Origin of the sequence: Marinobacter sp. THAF197a, assembly GCF_009363275.1 — a bacterium.
Lineage (GTDB): Bacteria > Pseudomonadota > Gammaproteobacteria > Pseudomonadales > Oleiphilaceae > Marinobacter.
Genome location: NZ_CP045324.1, coordinates 3,023,367 through 3,042,448 on the forward strand (window position 1 = coordinate 3,023,367; position 19,082 = coordinate 3,042,448).

17 protein-coding genes are annotated in these 19,082 nt (G+C 59.1%); 9 read left to right on the forward strand and 8 right to left on the reverse strand.

Features of this window, described 5'->3' with window-relative positions:
• Positions 1 to 9: 9 nt before the first annotated feature.
• Positions 10 to 228 carry a hypothetical protein gene (locus tag FIV08_RS13985; protein ID WP_152438767.1) on the forward strand — a complete coding sequence of 73 codons (219 nt, stop codon included), beginning with the start codon at positions 10 to 12 and terminating at the stop codon, positions 226 to 228.
• On the opposite strand, the gene FIV08_RS13990 is transcribed toward FIV08_RS13985, so the two are convergent.
• On the reverse strand, positions 205 to 1,521 hold the full coding sequence (locus tag FIV08_RS13990; protein WP_152438768.1) for a sensor histidine kinase: 1,317 nt from the start codon (positions 1,519 to 1,521) through the stop codon (positions 205 to 207). The genes FIV08_RS13985 and FIV08_RS13990 overlap by 24 nt on opposite strands.
• Positions 1,518 to 2,207: a response regulator transcription factor gene (locus tag FIV08_RS13995; protein ID WP_152438769.1), complete on the reverse strand. Its 690-nt coding sequence runs from the start codon at positions 2,205 to 2,207 to the stop codon at positions 1,518 to 1,520. The genes FIV08_RS13990 and FIV08_RS13995 overlap by 4 nt, the downstream gene beginning before the upstream one ends.
• A gap of 182 nt (positions 2,208 to 2,389) precedes the next feature.
• On the opposite strand from FIV08_RS13995, the gene FIV08_RS14000 reads away from it, so the two are divergent.
• The 4 genes from FIV08_RS14000 (at position 2,390) to FIV08_RS14015 (ending at position 5,575) form a co-directional block, all read left to right on the forward strand.
• On the forward strand, positions 2,390 to 2,767 hold the full coding sequence (locus tag FIV08_RS14000) for a hypothetical protein (protein WP_152438770.1): 378 nt from the start codon (positions 2,390 to 2,392) through the stop codon (positions 2,765 to 2,767).
• 59 nt (positions 2,768 to 2,826) lie between these two features.
• Positions 2,827 to 3,993, forward strand: coding sequence for a GNAT family N-acetyltransferase (locus FIV08_RS14005; protein WP_152438771.1), 1,167 nt, complete (start codon positions 2,827 to 2,829; stop codon positions 3,991 to 3,993).
• Positions 3,994 to 4,041: 48 nt separating this feature from the next.
• On the forward strand, positions 4,042 to 4,710 hold the full coding sequence (locus FIV08_RS14010) for a hypothetical protein (protein WP_152438772.1): 669 nt from the start codon (positions 4,042 to 4,044) through the stop codon (positions 4,708 to 4,710).
• Between the two features lie 94 nt (positions 4,711 to 4,804).
• On the forward strand, positions 4,805 to 5,575 hold the full coding sequence (locus FIV08_RS14015; RefSeq protein WP_152438773.1) for a DUF3750 domain-containing protein: 771 nt from the start codon (positions 4,805 to 4,807) through the stop codon (positions 5,573 to 5,575).
• Positions 5,576 to 5,767: 192 nt separating this feature from the next.
• On the opposite strand, the gene FIV08_RS14020 is transcribed toward FIV08_RS14015, so the two are convergent.
• The 3 genes from FIV08_RS14020 to FIV08_RS14030 form a co-directional block, all read right to left on the reverse strand.
• The gene (locus tag FIV08_RS14020; protein WP_152438774.1) at positions 5,768 to 7,108 is read right to left on the reverse strand and encodes a hypothetical protein; all 1,341 of its coding nucleotides are present in this window, start codon (positions 7,106 to 7,108) and stop codon (positions 5,768 to 5,770) included.
• Between the two features lie 85 nt (positions 7,109 to 7,193).
• Complete coding sequence (locus FIV08_RS14025; RefSeq protein ID WP_072676606.1) at positions 7,194 to 7,505, reverse strand: AzlD family protein; 312 nt, start codon at positions 7,503 to 7,505, stop codon at positions 7,194 to 7,196.
• Entirely contained in the window at positions 7,495 to 8,241 is a 747-nt protein-coding gene (locus tag FIV08_RS14030; protein WP_152438775.1) for an AzlC family ABC transporter permease, read from the reverse strand. Before FIV08_RS14030 ends, FIV08_RS14025 begins: the two co-directional genes overlap by 11 nt.
• A gap of 303 nt (positions 8,242 to 8,544) precedes the next feature.
• Here FIV08_RS14030 and FIV08_RS14035 point away from each other — a divergent pair, with 303 nt between their 5' ends.
• The 4 genes from FIV08_RS14035 (at position 8,545) to FIV08_RS14050 (ending at position 15,706) form a co-directional block, all read left to right on the forward strand.
• On the forward strand, positions 8,545 to 12,048 hold the full coding sequence (locus tag FIV08_RS14035; protein WP_152438776.1) for an indolepyruvate ferredoxin oxidoreductase family protein: 3,504 nt from the start codon (positions 8,545 to 8,547) through the stop codon (positions 12,046 to 12,048).
• 65 nt (positions 12,049 to 12,113) lie between these two features.
• Positions 12,114 to 13,214 carry a Leu/Phe/Val dehydrogenase gene (locus FIV08_RS14040; protein WP_152438777.1) on the forward strand — a complete coding sequence of 367 codons (1,101 nt, stop codon included), beginning with the start codon at positions 12,114 to 12,116 and terminating at the stop codon, positions 13,212 to 13,214.
• Between the two features lie 91 nt (positions 13,215 to 13,305).
• Positions 13,306 to 14,718, forward strand: a complete 1,413-nt coding sequence (locus FIV08_RS14045; RefSeq protein WP_152438778.1) for a sodium-dependent transporter — start codon at positions 13,306 to 13,308, stop codon at positions 14,716 to 14,718.
• Between the two features lie 160 nt (positions 14,719 to 14,878).
• Positions 14,879 to 15,706 carry a metal-dependent hydrolase gene (locus tag FIV08_RS14050; RefSeq protein ID WP_152438779.1) on the forward strand — a complete coding sequence of 276 codons (828 nt, stop codon included), beginning with the start codon at positions 14,879 to 14,881 and terminating at the stop codon, positions 15,704 to 15,706.
• 22 nt (positions 15,707 to 15,728) lie between these two features.
• Here the strand turns inward: FIV08_RS14050 and FIV08_RS14055 are convergent, their stop codons facing one another.
• The 3 genes from FIV08_RS14055 to FIV08_RS14065 form a co-directional block, all read right to left on the reverse strand.
• Positions 15,729 to 16,460: a spermidine synthase gene (locus FIV08_RS14055; RefSeq protein ID WP_152438780.1), complete on the reverse strand. Its 732-nt coding sequence runs from the start codon at positions 16,458 to 16,460 to the stop codon at positions 15,729 to 15,731.
• Between the two features lie 163 nt (positions 16,461 to 16,623).
• Positions 16,624 to 17,187, reverse strand: coding sequence for a DUF1415 domain-containing protein (locus tag FIV08_RS14060; RefSeq protein ID WP_152438781.1), 564 nt, complete (start codon positions 17,185 to 17,187; stop codon positions 16,624 to 16,626).
• Positions 17,188 to 17,383: 196 nt separating this feature from the next.
• Positions 17,384 to 18,970 carry an ABC-F family ATPase gene (locus tag FIV08_RS14065; RefSeq protein ID WP_138437104.1) on the reverse strand — a complete coding sequence of 529 codons (1,587 nt, stop codon included), beginning with the start codon at positions 18,968 to 18,970 and terminating at the stop codon, positions 17,384 to 17,386.
• Positions 18,971 to 19,082 lie beyond the last annotated feature (112 nt).

The following is a 19,082-nucleotide window of genomic DNA, read 5'->3' on the forward strand; positions in this document are numbered from 1 at the left end:
GAGCAACCTATGACCTCCGAAGATAACGATCAAAACAGTCCTGGCACCGCTGCCCCGGCAAAAATACGCAAGGCGGCCTGCGGCATTCGCTTTGATGAGGACGAGCTGCTAGAAGGCATCGACTTCTCAGCCGCTGAACGCCTTAAACCCGAAGACGACGCTGAACTGGAAAACGCCGACACGCCAAAACCTGAAAAAAAGCACTCAACCACCGATAAAAACCGGTAGCCGGATGGTTACCTGCAAACCACCCTCCGGACGGTTGCGGGCCGAGATCGTGCCATCGTGAGCGTTAACAATGTCCCGGGCAATTGCCAGCCCCAGGCCCCAGCCTTTACCGCCCCGGGACTTGTCAGCCCGGAAAAACGGCTCGAACAACTGCTGTAACAGCTCGTCTGGTGCGCCGGGACCATCATCCGCAATCTCCAGCTGGATGCTGCCATCCACCAAAGCCAATGATGCGTGCACGGATTTTCCCGGTGGCGTGTGGTCCAGCGCATTCTGCAATACGTTATCCAAGGCTCGCTGCAACAACCCCGAATCGCCAAGCACTGACACCGCCCTGGTGTCATCGGCCGCGATCAGTTTACAGTCCACCCCCCGGTGTTCCGCGTAATCGGCCGCATCCCGCAATACCCGGTTCATCAGCGAAAGGGGTTTCACCGGCTCACGCTCCATCGAACCACCGTTCTCGGACACCCGGTAAAGCGTCAGAATCTGCCCGGTCATGGTTTCCAGCCGCTCGTTCTGGCGCAGGATGCTGTCCATGAGTGCGGGATCAGCGCCGCCGTCACTGGCAAGCTCAATGGCAACCCGCTGTCGGGCCAGCGGCGTTCTCAGGTCATGGGAAATATCACGCAACAGGTGATTCTGGCGTTCCAGTAACTGACACAGCCGATCGGTCATGGCGTTAAACGCACTGGCCAGCTGACCGACTTCGTCCCTGCGGCGGGCAATCCTGTTCGGAACCCGCAACTGGGTGTCGCCATCCGCGATTGCCTTTGCCGTCGACTCCATGTGGCGCAGAGGCCTGGAAACAAATCGGGCAATCCACCAGCAAGCCAGAGAGATCAGCACAAAGGCCAGACCAAGCTCGACAAACCGGAAGAATTTAGGGTCTAGCCAGCCATCACTGCCCATCCGCGGCCAGGCGACCAGTTGATAGCCTTCTTCCAGAGTGATTACCGCAGGCTTGTTGGGATACCAGCCCGACTGGATGCGTTCCCGAATCTGGCGTGGCAATCGGTGATGCCCCTCTTCTTTTTCGATCAGCATCAGGTGCAGGTCAAGGCGCTCACCTTCGGCTCTCAGAAAACGCCACATCGCCCCGCGATCTTCTCCCAAGCGCAGGGCCAGGGCTTCCCGGGCCAGCTCATGCAATCCTACCTGGCGCTCAATGGCCTGGCGTTCCCGGTCCAGCAGATACCGGGTTGCGAGGTTGCTGGCCACCACGGTAATGGCCATGGCCAGCCAGATTGACAGGAAAATTCGCCAGAACAAAGGGAACATAACGCGCTTCATGCTGCGGGCACCCGATAACTGTAGCCGAGGCCCCGCACCGTTTCGATTCGGGGCGGATCATCATTGCCGAGCTTTTTGCGCAGGTTGCTGATGTGCATATCCAGGGTACGATCGTAGGCTTCCAGCCTGCGGCCAAGGGCCCACTGCATCAGGTCGGTTTTGCGCACCACGCTGCCGGCGTGGGCCAGCAATACCTGCAGCACTTCGTATTCCGTCGCTGTCAGTTCCAGGGGCGCATCATCCTGATATATTCGCCTTTGGCCGGGCTCCACCCGCAGGTCCCCGTAGGTGCGGGTAGCGTCCACATCGGATTTCTGGTCCCAGGCGATGCGGCGAAGCAGCGCCTGCAGGCGGGCAACCAGCTCGCGGGGATTGCAGGGTTTCGGGATGTAATCATCGGCGCCCACCTCAAAACCGACAATACGGTCGGTCTCGTCGCCCCGGGCGGTCAGCAGAATCACCGGCAGGTGGGTTTGCCCACGCAGCTCGCGCAGTACATCCAGGCCATTGATGTCTGGCAACATGATATCCAGAACCACAATATCGCAATCCTGCCCCAGGGCCAGGGCCAGGCCATCCCGGCCATTGGCCGCTTCCCGTACAGTGAATCCTTGATTGGTCAGGTATCTGGCCAGCAGTTCTCTCAGCTCGTCATCGTCTTCGATCAACAATACCCGGTTCTGCATGCTGTTCTCTCTTCTGTTGTCCGGCCACAGTCTAGCACGGCCGCCAGAGGGTTCTGATCTACCACGTTTTTTCTTTACCGAACCTTTACAACGACCTGACACCACCTGACACGGGCCCGGCTTACCATGGCAGTCATCCGAGAACGCCTGACAGGCAAAACCGAACCCACGAGGTAATCACCATGAAAGCAAAAACATCCCTGCTCACCGCCGGCGTACTGATGGCTGCAATGTTTGCCGCCAGCCCGGTTGCCATGGCCGACCATCACGGCAAAAAGCACAAGTCCGGACAGTGGGACAAACAGGAAATGTGTGAAAACTTCCGCGAGGGCAAAGGCCCGTTCAGCGAAGAAATGCGGGAGAAGTACCAGGAGAAGCGGGAAAAGCGCCAGCAAAAGATGCAAGAGCACCGTGCAGAAATGGCCGATCGCCTGAAACTGAACGAAGAACAGCGCCAGATCTGGAGCGAAATCCATCAGGAACGCCAGGAAAAGTATCAAAACCGCCGAGGTAGCTGGCAGGAAAAAATGGAAAAGCACTGCGCCGACACCCAGGAGTGATCACCAGCGGGGTTCTGTCGTATGGTATAGGGTCACCTAAACAAGCTTGATCCGACCCCATGACCGAACCCGCTGTTCCTGAAATCACACTAAGCACCTGCGCCAGCATTGCCGATATCCCGGAGCGGGACTGGCAACGGCTGGCCGGGTGCAATAACCCGTTCCTGCGCCATGAATTCTATCAGGCACTGGAGCTCTCGGGCTGCACCTGCACCGAAACCGGCTGGACACCCAGTCATCTGGTATTCCGGGCTAACGGCAGGATCTGCGGCCTCGCCCCGGCCTACCTGAAAAGCCACTCCATGGGCGAGTATGTGTTCGACTTTAGCTGGGCGGAAGCCTATCAGCGCTACAGTCTGCCCTATTACCCGAAGTTGCTGATAGCCGTGCCCTTCACTCCTTCCCAGGGCCCCAGACTGTTGTTAAGCGACGAACTACGCGCCCAACTGACACCGGATTTACTAGACACCCTGTTAACCAACCTGACCGAACAACTTGGGGCCCACTCCTGGCACCTGCTATTTCCGAACACCGCCGACCAGGCGCTACTTCAGCATGAGGACGAACTGCACCGAATCGGTTGCCAGTTTCACTGGCACGACCATGGCTATCGGGGCTTTGAGGATTTCCTGGCAGCACTCACCTCCCGCAAACGCAAGTCCATCCGCAAAGAGCGCCGTCAGGTGGCCGAGCAAGGCATCCGTTTTCAACGTTTTCACGGGAGGGATATCTCAGACCAGGTACTGTATGCCTTTTACGTGTTCTATCAGGCCACCTACCTCAAGCGTGGCCGCCCTCCCTACCTGAACAAAGCGTTCTTCGAGCAATTGCGGGAGACCATGCCAGAGCACCTGCACCTGATCATGGCGGTTCGTGACGGCCAACTGATTGCCGGCGCCCTGTTTCTGGCCAGCGACACGACCCTCTATGGCCGCTACTGGGGATGCCTGGAAGAGTACAACCACCTGCACTTTGAAACCTGTTACTACCAGGGTATTGAACTTGCCCTGAGCCTAGGACTAAAGCACTTTGACGCAGGGGCCCAGGGGGAACACAAGCTGGTGCGAGGCTTTGAACCCACCATCACCCACTCCTGGCACGGCATCCTGCACCCGGGGTTTCGGGAGGCTATCCAAAGCTTCACACATGAAGAAGCAGAGCATGTGATAAGTTACTTTAACGACGCTCAATCCGCCCTGCCATTCCGACAGCAGGACCCGGATTAGCCTCTATACTGTAACCTCAGTACGGGAATTCGACGGAGGTCGAACGCCATGGACACGGGCCAACTGGGCACTTTTCTCTCATCAGATCATCTGCCGTTACTGCTCTCGGCTGCAGCCATACTGCTTGCCTTGGGCACCATCCTGTTCACCGCCAGCGCCCGGCGCCGGCACAGGGAGGAGTTAACAACCCTGCGTGAGCGGGCCGACACCCTCTGGCGGGAGGTCGACGAGTTTCGGGTAGCGCAGTTCAACCGCACGGGCGAGTCCGGTTCATCACCACATATGTCCTCTTCGTTTGACGAAGCCCGGTACCAAACTGAAAAAGAGGCCTATGACAAACTCTGGCCACAGGTGTGGCACCTGTACGAGCGCCTGGGCATGTTCCTCAGGGCCGTTGAAGCCGGTGAGGCATCGGGGGAATTGCGGCTGGAAGCCCGGCACGCCGCCCTCGAAGCCCGCAATTTCCTGAACAGAAACCGCCCGTTCTGCAGTGAAGTGGTCGACGGACTCGCCACCAGACTGATTGACACCGAAATCAAGGCCCACCTGGCCGCCTGCCAGCACCTTGACCTGCTGAAAGATGTTTCCAACAGCTCTTCCAGCCATGACCGACGGGTACTTCAGGATAAATGCCACAGCCTGCACGAGGGCGATGCCCGGGACCTGATCAACCAGCTGGCATCAACCATCCGCGAGCGAAGCATACGAAACTCCTAGAGCTCAATCCGGGTTATAGTGCGCTGACCAAGGGTGATCCGGAACTTATTTGCCCGGGTAAAGTCTTTGAAACCTCCCCATAACGGACACGCCTATGACACGACTATTGAAGTACTCAGGCTGGTTTCTTGGCGCGCTGCTGTTGCTGTTCTCCGGCCCTATCCTGCTGGCAGCCACCGGCACCCAGCCAGAACGAAATGCCTGGCAAACCGCCAGCCGTGACAGCGCCGGTATAGCGCCGGCGGCGGCAGACACCACCGAGGCCATTGTCCAGGTATACGGCGCCCGGGCCTGGAGCTGGCGCGGCTATTTCGCGGTACACACCTGGGTGGCCACCAAGGAGGAAGGCGCCGATCACTACAAGGTGCATGAGGTCATTGGCTGGCGCCAGCACGTTGTTAGCTCCCGCCCGGATGATCCGGACCGCCACTGGTTCGGAGCCCGACCAGAGTTGTATGCAGATATTCGGGGAGAGCAAGCCAAGGCACTGATTCCCGACATCTACAAGGCGGTGGAGTCATACCCGTACATCAACGAATACAAAGCCTGGCCCGGCCCCAACAGCAACACCTTCGTGGCCTGGGTTATCCGGGAAACCCCGGGGCTGAACGTGGCGTTACCCAATCACGCCATCGGCAAGGATTACCTTGGTAGTCGTGTGGGGGCAGCAACGCCCGGCGGTGCCGGCTACCAGCTTTCGCTGGGAGGCTATGTTGGTGTTCTGGCGGGTGTCCGGGAGGGCGTAGAGCTGAACATTCTTGGATTGTCGCTGGGTGTTAATCCCTTGGCGCTGGGGATCAAGTTACCTGGGATTGGTGAGCTGGCATTGAGAAATCCCAATCCTATGCCCGAGGCTACGCCTTAGTGTGGGAGACGGCCGGGGAGCGGATATGCCTGATCGCATAAAGCAGGCTACTCCGTTGCTTGAAAGAGCTGGTCGGGTGGACCTTCCCAAAAATGTGCGGAGCCAGGGATGGCGGAGCCAAGCGTACACGGACGTATTCACAGCGTTTTTTGGGAAGGTCCACCCGACCGGCTCTAACTCCCAAGCTCAAAGTCAGAGCCTGGCAAACTCCAAATAACGACTAGCCGCCTGTTTTTTCTCGTCCTGGCTATTGAGCAGTTCCAGCCTCAGCCGATCAATCACCTTCAGATAATCATCAAGCGGGGACTTTTTCTTGCCCTGCGATTGAGAAGCCTCGATAAAGTCCTGTTGCCTCTTGCGAATTTCGTTCAGCTTCTCCAGTGCATTCTGAATAGCTTCGATACGGGCGCTTACCGGACCACTACCGTTAGAGTTCCCATTTCCGTTGCCATTGGCCGCTTCGTTGCCGCCGCGCACACCAAGGAAGGTGTTCTCTGCCGGCGCGGACTCAGTGTTCTGCTCCGCCAGGTCCAGCTCTTCCAGGGTACGCACCTCACCGTCTGTGGTCAGGTAAATTCCAGAAGCCTTGATCTGGCCCAGGGGAACGCCCTGAGGGTTGGTCAAGGTAAACTGATCCTCTACGCTGCCGACATAGAGCGCCTGAACGCCCACCTCTTCCAATGACCGCAACGCCTGGCCGCCATCGGCGGTTTGCACCCAGACCGACAGGGATTTGAACACTTCGTCGTTGGCGTCAATCCAGCGGTTGCCGTCGTCGTCAAACTTGGCGAGTTCGCTGAACCCTGAACCCGTCTGGGGACCAAACAATTCAGAGCCGTCGTCCACTTTGCCATTACCGTTGCGGTCGAACACCAGGTAACCGCTGCCAGCACCCAGGCTGGCGAACTGGCTGGTCTGGCCGTCGCCGTTCATGTCGAATTCGAACAACGTGTCGGTCAACCGCGCGGTGGAAGCGCCGAAGTTGATCACCAGCGGGTCAGTCAGCGGGCGTTCCTGGATCTGGATCAGTTCGGAGTATTCGTAGGTGCGTGACTGTGACTGGCGCAGCGACAGCGTGAAGTCGATGGTTTCGCCATTCTGCAGGGTAATGCTGCCGGTGGAGGCAAAGCTGCGATTCTCGCTTTCCGAATAGAACATGTAGCGGCCAGCGGTCACAGACAGGCTGCCCTGGGATTCACCCACAGCCTCGCCACCCAGCGCAGCCCGGCTCACGGTCAGGGCCTGCTGGCCGAGCAGGAACAGGTCGGCGGATTTTTCAATCAGCTCGGCACTGGTGAACGAGGCTGTGCGATTGTCCCCATTGACCTGGCTGGCACTGCTGAACGCAAGCTGTTCCTGGCTGCTATAGCGGTAGGCCGCCTGCCGGAACAAAGACAACTCGGTGGCGCCGGCCTGCAATCCCTGTTGAGGCAAACCCGCGTTCTGCTGGGTAATGCGCAACTGGCTACTGTCCATAGCCTGCACCTGGCGGGTGCTGTTCTGAAACAGGGAAATCTGACTGGATGAAATCATGGTGTTCGTACCTCAACTGACCTGTCAGGGTATCGGCACCACACCAAAAAACTTGAGCAGTTTTTAACCAGACAAAATCAGAGACTTAGTTGAGATACCGCACCAACGCGGCGGCCAGAAGGCCCAGGGTAATGGCCGGCAGAGGTTTGCGGATGGCCAGCATGGCAACGCCGGTGGTCACTAGCGCAGCCAGGGCACCCAGATCGCCAGCCACCGCCATGGGCACAATAATGGCAATCAGCACCGAGCTCGCCATGGTGTTGATGAAACTCTCAACCCGCGGGCTGATGCGCAGGAACGACATGATGAACACCCCGCCAAAGCGGGTTACCAGGGTCACCACTGCCATGATGGCGATTAACGCCAGAACACCCAGGGTTGTGGTTTCAATCACCATGCCGGACCTCCAGGCTATCTTCCCGGCTCTGGGCTCCGGGTTCCAGCCAGAACAGTCCGATCACACCACCGGCCAGTGCACCCACCACCACGTGCATATTGGGCGGCAGCCATTTCCACGCCGCCAGCGAAGCAGCACCTGCCACCAGCCAGGCCACAAGAATGCGGGGCGATTTCTTGCCACCGAGGGCCATGGCCAAAAGAAAGCAGCCCAGTACCATATCCAGACCCAGCGCTCTGGGGTTCTGGAGCAGGCCACCGAAGTACACACCCAACCCGGTACCGATAATCCACGCCAGCCAAAGCACCAGCCCGCCCCCCAGGATCACCTCCAGGTTGCGCCGGCCACTCTGGTACTCCTGCGCCGAGACCGCCCAGTTGGCGTCGGTCAGTAACAGCAGCAAACCGTAGCGCTTGCCTGGAGAAACGTCTCTAAGCATGGGGTACAGCGAGGCCCCCATCAGCAGATGCCGGGAGTTGATGGCGAACACCACCGCAATCATTGGCAGCATCGAGACTTCGGCGCCCCACATGTCCACCGCGGCAAACTGGGACGCACCGGCGAACACGGTGGTGCTCATCAGGATGGATTCAAGCGGCGACAAGCCCTTCTGGATGGCCGCCAGGCCAAAGGCAGCACCAAACGCCACCACGAACAATGAGATGGGAAGTAAACGAAAAAACTCGGCGCGCACCCGGTGCGGCCGAAACTGATAAGGATATGAACTGGCAGACATTAAAAGAAACTAAGCCGGAACCGCCAAAACGCGAATAGGTAATAACCGCTAGCCCGGAATCATTTTTCCTATTTTGCTCAATTAGTTATATGAACAAATCACACTTTTGCGAACTCGGTCGCCCCGCTCGTGTTGACGTGAACGTAAACTTATTCTAGTTTGTTTTTCGTCCAGCCCCAAAAGGGCAACCCGGCCAATCCACCGGGCAGGACTGATGAAATCGAACATCCGGCCAAAAGCCGGGATTACAAAAACAAGACAAACCTACCGCCGCGATCCGGCCAGGTGGGAGAGGATTTCAACATGTCTGATCTTTTACGCTCCCCAAAGGGGCTGCGTCCCGTCAGCCTTGACGATGTCTGGGAAAAAGATGCCGGTTCGGTGTACATGAACGGCAGCCAGGCCCTGGCGAGACTTCCCCTGCTCCAAGCCCAACTCGACCGCAAGAACAACCTGAACACCGCAGGCTTTATCTCTGGCTATCGCGGATCTCCCCTTGGCGGTTTTGACAAGGTTCTGTGGAAAGCCCGGGACCACCTCAAAGAAAACAACATCCATTTTTTACCCGGGGTGAATGAAGACCTTGGCGCTACCGCTGTCTGGGGCAGCCAGCAGGTCAACATCTTTGAAGGTGCCCGTTACGACGGTGTGTTCGCGCTTTGGTATGGCAAAGGTCCTGGTGTGGACCGCACCGGTGATGTGTTCAAGCACGCTAACGCGGCGGGCACCTCCCGATTTGGTGGGGTACTGGCCGTCGCTGGCGACGACCATGCCTGCAAATCTTCCACCCTGCCCCATCAAAGTGATTATGCATTTCTGGATGCGGGTATGCCGGTGCTCAACCCCGCCGGCATTCAGGACATTCTGGATCTGGGCCTCTACGGCTGGGCCATGTCGCGGTTTAGCGGCTGCTGGATTGGCTTCAAAGCCCTGGCCGAGAATATGGACTCGTCCATTTCTGCCAATCTGGACCTCAGCCGAATCAACCTCCGTATCCCCACACAGTTTCCCATGCCGGAAGGTGGTCTGAACTCCCGTTGGCCAGACAAACCCATGTCGCAGGAAGAACGCCTGCACCGCCACAAGCTGGAAGCCGCCAAGGCCTTTTGTCGGGCGAACCGCCTTGACCGCACCGTGCTTTCGGTTGAGCAGCCCCGGTTGGGTATCGTCACCACTGGCAAGGCCTACCTGGATGTTATCCAGGCGCTGGCCGACCTTGGCCTGGGTGATGAGGAACGTGAAGCCATCGGGCTGGCGGTTTACAAGGTCGCCATGCCCTGGCCTCTGGAACCCGAGGGCATTTTTGAGTTTGCCTCCGGCCTGGAGGAGATTCTGGTGGTCGAAGAAAAGCGAGGTTTGATCGAAGAACAGATCAAGACCCAGCTCTACACCTGGCAGGATGGCCGACGCCCCAATGTCATCGGCAAGCGGGATGACCAGGGTAACGACCTGCTACCGACCATCGCTGAACTGACACCGGCCATGGTGGCACGAGCCATCGCCTCCCGCCTGGATGGCCGTTATTGCAACGACAAACTGCAACAGCGCCTCGGTTTCCTGACCGAGAAGGAGAACAGTCTGGCGCAACCCCGGGAGCGCCTGGAACGCACTCCGCACTTCTGCTCTGGCTGCCCCCACAACACCTCTACCCAGGTACCGGAAGGCAGCCGGGCCCTCGGCGGCATTGGCTGTCATTACATGGCGACCTGGATGGAACGAGGTACCGACACCTTCACCCAGATGGGTGGTGAAGGCGTCACCTGGCTTGGCCAGGCACCGTTTACCAACCAGAAACACGTGTTCCAGAACCTGGGCGACGGCACCTACTTTCACTCAGGCGTACTGGCCATTCGCGCGGCCATCGCCTCCGGTGCCAACATCACCTACAAGATTCTCTACAACGACGCCGTGGCCATGACCGGCGGCCAGCCGGTGGATGGCACCCTGACGGTTCAGCAGATCAGCCACCAGCTTTACGGCGAAGGCGTTAGACGCATTGCCGTGGTCAGTGACGATATCGACAAATACCCCTCGCGGGCCGATTTCGCGGACCGCACCACCTTCCATCACCGGGACGACTTGGACGCCCTGCAACGGGAAATGCGTGAGATCGAAGGCTGTTCGGTGATCATCTACGACCAGACCTGCGCGGCCGAAAAGCGCCGGCGACGCAAGCGCGGCACCATGGAAGACCCAAACCAGCGCGTGATGATTCACTCGGACGTGTGTGAAGGCTGCGGCGACTGCGGTATCCAGTCCAATTGCCTGTCGATTTTGCCTAAAGACACAGACGCCGGGCGCAAGCGCACGATTGATCAATCCTCCTGCAACAAGGACTTTTCCTGCGTGCGCGGTTTCTGCCCGAGCTTTGTCACCGTCAAAGGTGGCAAGCTGAAAAAGCCGGCCGGTGTCAGCGCAGACGTGGACTTCCCGGAGCTTCCGGAACCGACCCCCGTCACCGGCAACAATCCCTACGGCATTCTGCTGACCGGCGTCGGCGGCACCGGCGTGGTGACCGTCAGCGCCCTGCTGGGCATGGCGGCTCATCTTGAAGGCAAAGGCGTCTCCGTGCTGGACCAGGCCGGCCTGGCCCAGAAGTTCGGCGCGGTCGTCAGCCACATTCGCATCAGTGACCGGCAAGACAACATCCACGCGGTGCGCATTCCCGCCGGCGAGGCCGACCTGATGATCGCCTTTGATCTGATGGTCGCCGCCACCGACGACGCCCTGGCCAAGCTGGATAACCGATTCTCCCGGGCGGTGGTCAATACCGAGCAGGCCATGCCCGCCGCCTTTACCCGAGACCCGGACATCCAGTTCCCCGGGGAATCCATGGAGCAGACCGTCAAGGAGGCCTGCCGGCCGGATGGCAGCTGGTTCCTCAACGCGGGTGACCTCGCCAAAGCCCTGATGGGTGACGGCATGGCGGTCAACCTGTTCACCGTCGGCTTTGCCTGGCAACAGGGGCTGCTTCCGCTCAGTGCCGCAGCCATCGAGCGGGCCATTGAGCTTAACAACGTGGCGGTCGAGAAAAACAAACAGGCCTTTCTGTGGGGCCGCCGGGCTGCCCATGATCTGGACCGGGTGATGGCCCTGGCGTTCCCGAAACCCAAAGGCACGCCAGTGCAGGTGATGGAAACCACGGATCAACTGATCCAGCGCAACATGGAACACCTGAGCGATTACCAGAACACCGCCCTGGCCAAGCGCTATGAAAGGCTGGTGCGCCAGGCGGAACACACCATCTCCCAGAAACTCGGCCGTGACCCGTTGCTGTTCCGAGCCATCGCCGACAACTACGCCAAGGTACTGGCCTACAAAGACGAGTACGAAGTGGCGCGACTGTTCAGCAATGGCAGCCTGCGCAAGCAGCTGGAGGAGCAGTTCGAGGGCGACATTGAGCTGGAGTTCAATCTGGCACCGCCGCTGCTCAGCCGGAGCAAAAATGGCGAACGCCCTAAGAAACACACCTTTGGTCCCTGGATGGAAACCGTGTTCGCATGGCTGGCGAAAGCCCGAAGCCTGCGAGGCACACCCCTGGACCCCTTCGGATACACCGCGGACCGCCGCCTGGAGCGCAAGATCATCCGGGAGTACGAAACCGATGTGGCCTTCCTGCTCAAACACCTGAGCAAAGACCACGCCGATGCCGCACGAAACCTGGCCAGCCTGCCTGCGAAGATCCGCGGTTACGGCCCGGTCAAAGAAGCGGCCTATCATGCCACCCGAAAAGAACGGGCGCAGTACCGGGCTGAACTGAACCCCGGTGAACGGGCACACCAACAAATCGCCAACGCGGCGGTCTAAAACAAAAACAGCCGCCGCAGGCCCCACAAGGGTAGCGGCCGGCCACGGAACAGAGGTGAAACGCCATGAACGTATTCAGCCATCCGGAGTTCGATCACCACGAACACCTGTCTTTTGTCTGCGACGCCGAAACCGGCCTGAAGGGCATCATTGCCATCCACAATACGTCACGGGGTGCAGCACTCGGCGGTTGCCGAATGTTCCCCTACGCCAGCGATGAGGAAGCGTTGAGGGATGTGTTGCGACTGTCCCGGGGGATGACCTATAAATCTGCCCTGGCCAATCTCGACCTGGGTGGCGGCAAGTCAGTCATCATCGGCGACCCGCGTAAGCACAAGACCGAAGCCTTGCTCGAGGCCATGGGCAGGCACCTGGAAAGCCTCGGCGGCCAGTACATTGCCGCTGAAGATTCCGGCACCAGCGTGCCAGACCTGAAAGTGATGGGCCGCCATACCCGGCACGTGGCCGGCGTCACCACCCGCACCGGGTTTGATGGCCAGCCCAGCACAGGAGACCCTTCGCCGGTAACCGCCTACGGCACCTTTATTGGCCTGAAAGCGGCTGTAAAACACAAGCTCGGCACGGATAACCTGACCGGACTGAAGGTGGCTATCCAGGGCATCGGCAATGTTGGCTACCGCCTGGCCCGCTATCTGAAAGAGGCCGGTGCAGAGCTGTGGGTGACAGACATTCACGCCGACAACCTCCAGCGCGCAGTGGACGAGTTTGATGCAACGCCCGTTGGCTCCGATGACATCCTGAGCCTGCCGGTGGACGTTGTAGCCCCCTGCGCCATGGGCGCTGTCCTGAATGACCAGAGTATTCCGGCCATCCGGGCGGCCATCGTTGCCGGCGCCGCCAACAATCTCCTGGACCGCCCCGAACATGATGCGGCCCTGAAACACCGGGGCATCCTCTACGCTCCGGATTTTGCCATCAACGCCGGCGGTATCATCGATGTGTTCTACGAGCGCACCGGAGGCTCACCCGAGCAAATCCGCGCCCACGTGGACACCATTGGTGACACCCTGGCCGAAATATTCCAGCGCTCTGATCGCACCGGGCTCCCCACCGGTGAGATCGCCAATGAACTTGCAGAAGAGCGCTTCAGAAAGCACGCCGCGGGTGCTGGGCTGGCGCCCAGGCGGCTGGCTTGCGCCGGGTGACCTGACACCGGTGCTTCCCCTTGGGGGCCGCAGGGTTCTGCGGCTCCCCTTTTAACCCCTGAAACAAAAACAACACCTTCGGGAGATCACTATGTCTGTCACTTCATCCGGCTCCGCCACCTATTCGGATGCCCTTGAGGGCTCCAATGCGAAACGAGGGCTATGGTCCTCACGGTTCGCGTTTATTCTGGCTGCCACCGGCTCCGCCGTCGGGCTTGGCAATATCTGGAAATTCCCCTACGTTACCGGCGAAAACGGTGGCGGCGCCTTTGTGCTGGTGTACCTGCTGTGCATCGCCGTTGTCGGCATTCCCATCATGATGGCCGAGGTCATGATCGGCCGCCGGGGTGGTCGCAGCCCGGTCAACAGCATCCGACTGATTACCGAACGGGACAGACTCAAACCGGCCTGGAAACTGGTGGGCGCTATCGGCGTTCTTGCTGGTTTTTTAATACTGTCGTTCTACTCGGTGATTGGTGGTTGGGCAATATCCTACGTGGGTACAACTGCCAGCGGGCAGCTGGCCGGGCAATCCGCCGAAGCTGTAGGAGCCATTTTCTCCGGCTTGCTAAGCAATCCGTCCACCCTGCTGCTTTGGCACACGGTGTTTATGGCCCTGGTGATGGTGGTCGTCGCCCGGGGCGTCCGCTCCGGCCTTGAGCGGGCCGTCAGTATCCTGATGCCAGCGCTGTTCGTATTGTTGCTGCTGGTGGTCGGCTACGCCATGACCACCAGCCACTTCGGCCAGGCCGCGGCCTTCCTGTTCCAGCCGGACTTCTCCAAGCTGACCACCTCCGGCGTGCTGGTCGCCCTTGGCCACGCGTTCTTTACCCTGAGCCTGGGTATGGCGGTAATGATGGCCTACGGCTCTTATCTGCCGAAAAAGATCTCCATCGCCAAAACCTCCATCACCGTCTCCGTGATCGACACCGGCGTAGCGCTACTGGCTGGTCTGGCAATCTTCCCCATTGTGTTCGCCAACGGCCTGGAGCCGGGCGCCGGCCCTGGCCTGATCTTCCAGACACTGCCCCTGGCCTTCGGGCAGATGCCCATGGGCACCCTGTTTGGCACGCTGTTCTTCGTGTTACTGATCTTTGCCGCCTGGACCTCCGGCATCTCCCTGCTGGAGCCCATCGTGGAATGGCTGGAAGAGCAGAAAGGCATGAACCGGACCATCAGCACCATCGCCGCAGGTGGCGTGTGCTGGGCCCTGGGCATTGCCTCCGTGCTGTCACTGAACCTGTGGGCGGACGTTGCCCCGCTGGGCTTCATTCCCATGCTGGAGGGCAAAACCATCTTCGACCTGCTCGACTTCTTCACCGCCAACATCCTGTTGCCGCTGGGTGGCCTGCTGGTCGCACTGTTTGCCGGCTGGGTGATGTCCCGCCAGGCCATGGAGAACGAACTGTCGTTGTCACCGACCATGTTCAACCTGTGGTTTATCACCGTGCGGTTTGTTACCCCGGTGGCCGTTGCCATTGTGTTTATCTACAACCTGATGTAACCCCGATCGCCCGGGCAGCGCGCTGCCCGGGCACCCCCTCCCTGCCTATTCTGGGCACCAACATACCAATTGATAAACATCTGTCCCTTTCTGACCGGACTTTTACGGCTCTTGGCGCGTAATGTGTGATTGTAAGACAAACACAATCGAGGCAGTCGCTATGTCAGCAGTCACAGCATCTTTTCCGGTACGCCGTCAGGACTTTGGTTTTGAGGATGTACCGCGGCACTGGGTCGACAGTGACCCGTTCATGACCCACCTGTTCAACGCCCTCTCCGCACTGTTCCCAGACGGTGAGCGCTTCTTCGTGGACAGTGTTCGGGCAGTCCGTGACCAGATCAACGACCCTCAGTTACAGAAAGACATCAGCGCCTTTATCGGTCAGGAGGCCATGCACGCGAAGGAGCATGGTCACTTCAACGAGGGTGCCATCAATCAGGGTTTCGATATCAAGAAACTGGAAGGCTGGACCCGCGGTTTCCTGTCCGCCAAGAACCTGCCCCTGCTCAACAACAAACGGGCGCACCTGGCCGCTACAGTTGCCCTTGAGCACTTCACCGGCATCCTCTCGGCGCAGCTGCTCAAGCGCGAAGACCTGGTGAATGCCATCGACCCGTCCATGCGCACCCTGTGGGCCTGGCACTGTATCGAAGAAAACGAGCACAAGGCTGTGGCCTTCGACACCTACGAAAAACTCTACGATAAGACCGTAGTGGACTACGCCATCCGCATGGGTGTCATGGCATTGATCACCACGCTGATCATGGTAGCGATCCACTCGTTCATCATTGAGCTGATGCGCGAAGACAAGCAGTTACTGAACCTGAAGTCCTGGGCCAAAGGCCTGAACCGGGTTTGGGGCCGCAAGGGCATGTTCACCGCGATCATTCCGGAATACCTGGATTACTTCAAACCAGACTTCCACCCGTGGCAGCACGACACCGAATTCCTGCTGCACAAGTGGCGCAAGCAGCTGAACTTCGCCTGATGCCAGCGCCTGCTCGCCGGGCTCAGTCCGGCTTGCGGGCCACGTAGACGGTGTTAAACGATTCGCGGTTCTGGAAGGGGTTGTAGAAGCTGACGACGTGGCAGGCTACGTCGGTAAACACTTCCCGCAGAGTCGCCATGAATTCATCGTCCTCACCTTCGTTGGACCACATGGCAAACACGCCTCTGGGCTTGAGTTGCCGGGCCATGAGGCGGAGGTTGTTGGTGGTGTAGAAGCTGGCACTGGAATCGTGCAGCAGCGCTCTGGGCGAGTGGTCGATGTCGAGCAGGATGGCGTCGAACTGTTTGCCCGGTGCTTCCGGGTCAAAGCCGCCGGTTTCGGGGTCGGCGATGGCGAGGTCGAAGAAGCTGCCGTGTATGTAGCGGTTTCGTGGATCGGCGTTGAGGTCTTTGCCGAGGGGCACTTTTTCTTGCTGGTGCCAGCCGATGACGGGTTTCAGGTATTCGACCACGAGCAGTTCGCTGACGCGTTCATGTTTGAGAGCGGCCACGGCGGTGTAGCCAAGGCCGAGTCCGCCCACAACGACGCTGAGGTTGTCGCCTTCGGTTTCACCCAGGCCGATGTCTGAGAGGGCCACTTCGGCGTCGACAAACATGCTGGACATGAGGAATTCTTCGCCCAGTTTCACTTCGTAGATATCCCGGTCACCCAGTGCCGGAATCCTGCGGCGGCGCAGCATGATTTCCCCTATCACCGAGGGCTGGCTGTCAATTTGTTCGAAAAGCAGTCCCACAAGTTTACTCCCTTCAGGTGCTCAGTACCGCGGCTTTGGCGTTAACGCCAGCGGGGTAGGGCTTTCCAAAACACGCTCCTTCGGCACATCCATGTGGCGCTTGGGCTCCGCCATCCATGGCTCCGCACAGTTTTGGAAAGCCCTACCCCGCTGGCTCCTCAAACTACTCAGCTGGATTCGATGCGTGCTCTAAGCAGCTCAGTAAAGTATTCCGCATCTTCTCCGCACCCAGCTCATTCATCAGTGCGATATTCCGATCAGGAATCCCGTCCACATCCGGATGGCTATCAATCGCCGCCTCCAGACTCGCCTCCCGCAACAGGTGCAACATGGGGTACGGAGACCGGTTGGTGTAATTCTCATCAGCCCCCGGTTCGGTGTCAGCGAACTGATAGTCCGGATGGAAACTGGCGATCTGGTAAACGCCCTCCAACTCCAGGTAGGCCAACAACGCATCGGCAGCGTCCAGAAACTCATTGTAGGCGTAGAAATCCTGCAGTACGCCCGGGTGTATCAACAACGTGGTTTCGATTTCCGGTTCGTCTTCCAGGCGCTGCAATTCCGCATGCAGGGCCTGCAGGAGGTCGTCTTCGTTGTTGGCGTCTGTCACCGTAAACCGAACCCGGTTCTTGACCAGTTCCCGTTTGGCGAAGGGGCAGAGGTTGTAGCCAACGACTACGTCTTCGACCCACTTTCGGGTGGCGTTAATAATCTGCGACTCGCTCATATGTTTTCCCATGATGTGTTGGAAGCCCCCTCCAATGTATGAGCGGGCAGTTGGGGATGGCTTTCCAAAACTGTGCGGAGCCAGGGATGGCGGAGCCCAAGCGTCACATGGATGTGCCGCAAGGAGCGTGTTTTGGAAAGCCATCCCCAACTGCCCGCCAGCACCAAGCTCTGGACAGGTAACTCTTAGTCAGAACTCAAACGTAGCCCTGACTGCGCAGATAATCATCATAAGTACCGCTGAAATCGGTAATACCATCCGCCTTCAACTCGATGATCCGGGTCGCCAGCGACGAAACAAACTCCCGGTCATGGCTGACGAAAATCAGCGTGCCCGGATAATTCTCCAACGCCAGGTTCAGCGCCTCGATGGACTCCATATCCAGGTGGTTCGTCGGCTCATCCATCAACATCACATTCGGCTTCTGCAGAATCAGCTTACCAAACAGCATCCGCCCCTGCTCACCACCGGAAATCACCTTCACCGACTTACCAATGTCATCCCCGGAGAACAACATCCGCCCCAACGTACCGCGCACCAGTTGCTCACCACCGGTAGTCCACTGGGCCATCCAATCGGTCAGGGTGTCGTCCCGGGCAAAGTCGGCGGTGTGGTCCTGGGCGAAGTAACCTACCTCGGCACTGTCGGTCCATTTCACCTCGCCTGCATCCGGCTCATAGGCGCCGGCCAGGCACTGCAGTAAGGTGGTTTTACCAATTCCGTTCGGGCCGATGATAGCCACCCGCTCTCCCGCCTCAATCTGCAGATCCAGGTTTTTGAACAGGGGGCCTTCGTCGAAGCCCTTGGTCAGGCCTTTCAGGGTGACCGCCTGACGGTGCAGTTTCTTGCCCTGCTCGAAGCGGATGAACGGGCTCACCCGGCTGGACGGCTTCACTTCCTCCAACTGGATCTTATCGATCTGCCTGGCGCGGGAGGTGGCCTGCTTGGCCTTGGAGGCGTTGGCGGAGAAGCGGCTGACGAACTGCTGCAGTTCGGCAATCTGGGCCTTTTTCTTGGCGTTGTCTGACAACATGCGCTCGCGGGCCTGGGTGGCGGCGGTCATGTATTCGTCGTAATTGCCCGGGAACAGGCGCAGTTCACCGTAATCCAGGTCCGCCATGTGGGTACACACACTGTTCAGGAAGTGGCGGTCGTGGGAGATGATGATCATGGTGCTGTTGCGGGCCACCAGGATGTTTTCCAGCCAGCGGATGGTGTTGATGTCCAGGTGGTTGGTGGGCTCGTCCAGCAGCAGTACGTCCGGGTCGGAGAACAGGGCCTGAGCCAGCAGTACACGCAGTTTCCAGCCCGGGGCCAGGGCGCTCATGGGGCCGTTGTGCTGTTCCAGCGGAATATCCAGGCCCAACAGGAGTTCGCCGGCGCGGGATTCGGCGGTGTAGCCGTCCATTTCGGCGAATTCCACTTCCAGGTCCGCCACCGCCATGCCGTCTTCTTCGCTCATTTCCGGCAGGGAGTAGATGCGGTCCCGCTCTTTCTTCACGCGCCACAGTTCTCCATGGCCCATGATCACGGTGTCCATCACCGTGCAGTCCTCATAGGCGAACTGATCCTGCCGGAGTTTACCGAGGCGGATGTTGGGCTCCAGCATCACCTGACCGGCGGACGGCTCCAGGTCGCCACCGAGAATTTTCATCAGGGTGGACTTGCCGCAGCCATTGGCACCGATCAAACCGTAACGGTTGCCGTTGCCGAACTTGGCGGATACGTTTTCAAACAGGGGCTTGGCCCCGAATTGCATGGTGAGATTGGCGGTGGAGATCAAGAAAAGAACCTGTCAGCGTGAGGGCCGGCAACAAGCCGGCAAATAAAAGCCGGCATTGTACAGGTTTGGGCGCAAGACTGTGAGGCCGCAAAAACACGGATAAAAAGGGCTT

Excerpts from the sequence above, each read along its gene's own strand:
- FIV08_RS14035 (WP_152438776.1), top strand. The coding sequence starts at position 8,545 with ATGTCTGATCTTTTACGCTCCCCAAAGGGGCTGCGTCCCGTCAGCCTT.
- FIV08_RS14045 (WP_152438778.1), top strand. The coding sequence starts at position 13,306 with ATGTCTGTCACTTCATCCGGCTCCGCCACCTATTCGGATGCCCTTGAG.
- FIV08_RS14025 (WP_072676606.1), bottom strand. The coding sequence starts at position 7,505 with ATGGTGATTGAAACCACAACCCTGGGTGTTCTGGCGTTAATCGCCATC.
- FIV08_RS14015 (WP_152438773.1), top strand. The coding sequence starts at position 4,805 with ATGACACGACTATTGAAGTACTCAGGCTGGTTTCTTGGCGCGCTGCTG.
- FIV08_RS14030 (WP_152438775.1), bottom strand. The coding sequence starts at position 8,241 with ATGTCTGCCAGTTCATATCCTTATCAGTTTCGGCCGCACCGGGTGCGC.
- FIV08_RS14000 (WP_152438770.1), top strand. The coding sequence starts at position 2,390 with ATGAAAGCAAAAACATCCCTGCTCACCGCCGGCGTACTGATGGCTGCA.
- FIV08_RS13985 (WP_152438767.1), top strand. The coding sequence starts at position 10 with ATGACCTCCGAAGATAACGATCAAAACAGTCCTGGCACCGCTGCCCCG.
- FIV08_RS13990 (WP_152438768.1), bottom strand. The coding sequence starts at position 1,521 with ATGAAGCGCGTTATGTTCCCTTTGTTCTGGCGAATTTTCCTGTCAATC.
- FIV08_RS14050 (WP_152438779.1), top strand. The coding sequence starts at position 14,879 with ATGTCAGCAGTCACAGCATCTTTTCCGGTACGCCGTCAGGACTTTGGT.
- FIV08_RS13995 (WP_152438769.1), bottom strand. The coding sequence starts at position 2,207 with ATGCAGAACCGGGTATTGTTGATCGAAGACGATGACGAGCTGAGAGAA.
- FIV08_RS14010 (WP_152438772.1), top strand. The coding sequence starts at position 4,042 with ATGGACACGGGCCAACTGGGCACTTTTCTCTCATCAGATCATCTGCCG.
- FIV08_RS14060 (WP_152438781.1), bottom strand. The coding sequence starts at position 17,187 with ATGAGCGAGTCGCAGATTATTAACGCCACCCGAAAGTGGGTCGAAGAC.
- FIV08_RS14005 (WP_152438771.1), top strand. The coding sequence starts at position 2,827 with ATGACCGAACCCGCTGTTCCTGAAATCACACTAAGCACCTGCGCCAGC.
- FIV08_RS14020 (WP_152438774.1), bottom strand. The coding sequence starts at position 7,108 with ATGATTTCATCCAGTCAGATTTCCCTGTTTCAGAACAGCACCCGCCAG.
- FIV08_RS14040 (WP_152438777.1), top strand. The coding sequence starts at position 12,114 with ATGAACGTATTCAGCCATCCGGAGTTCGATCACCACGAACACCTGTCT.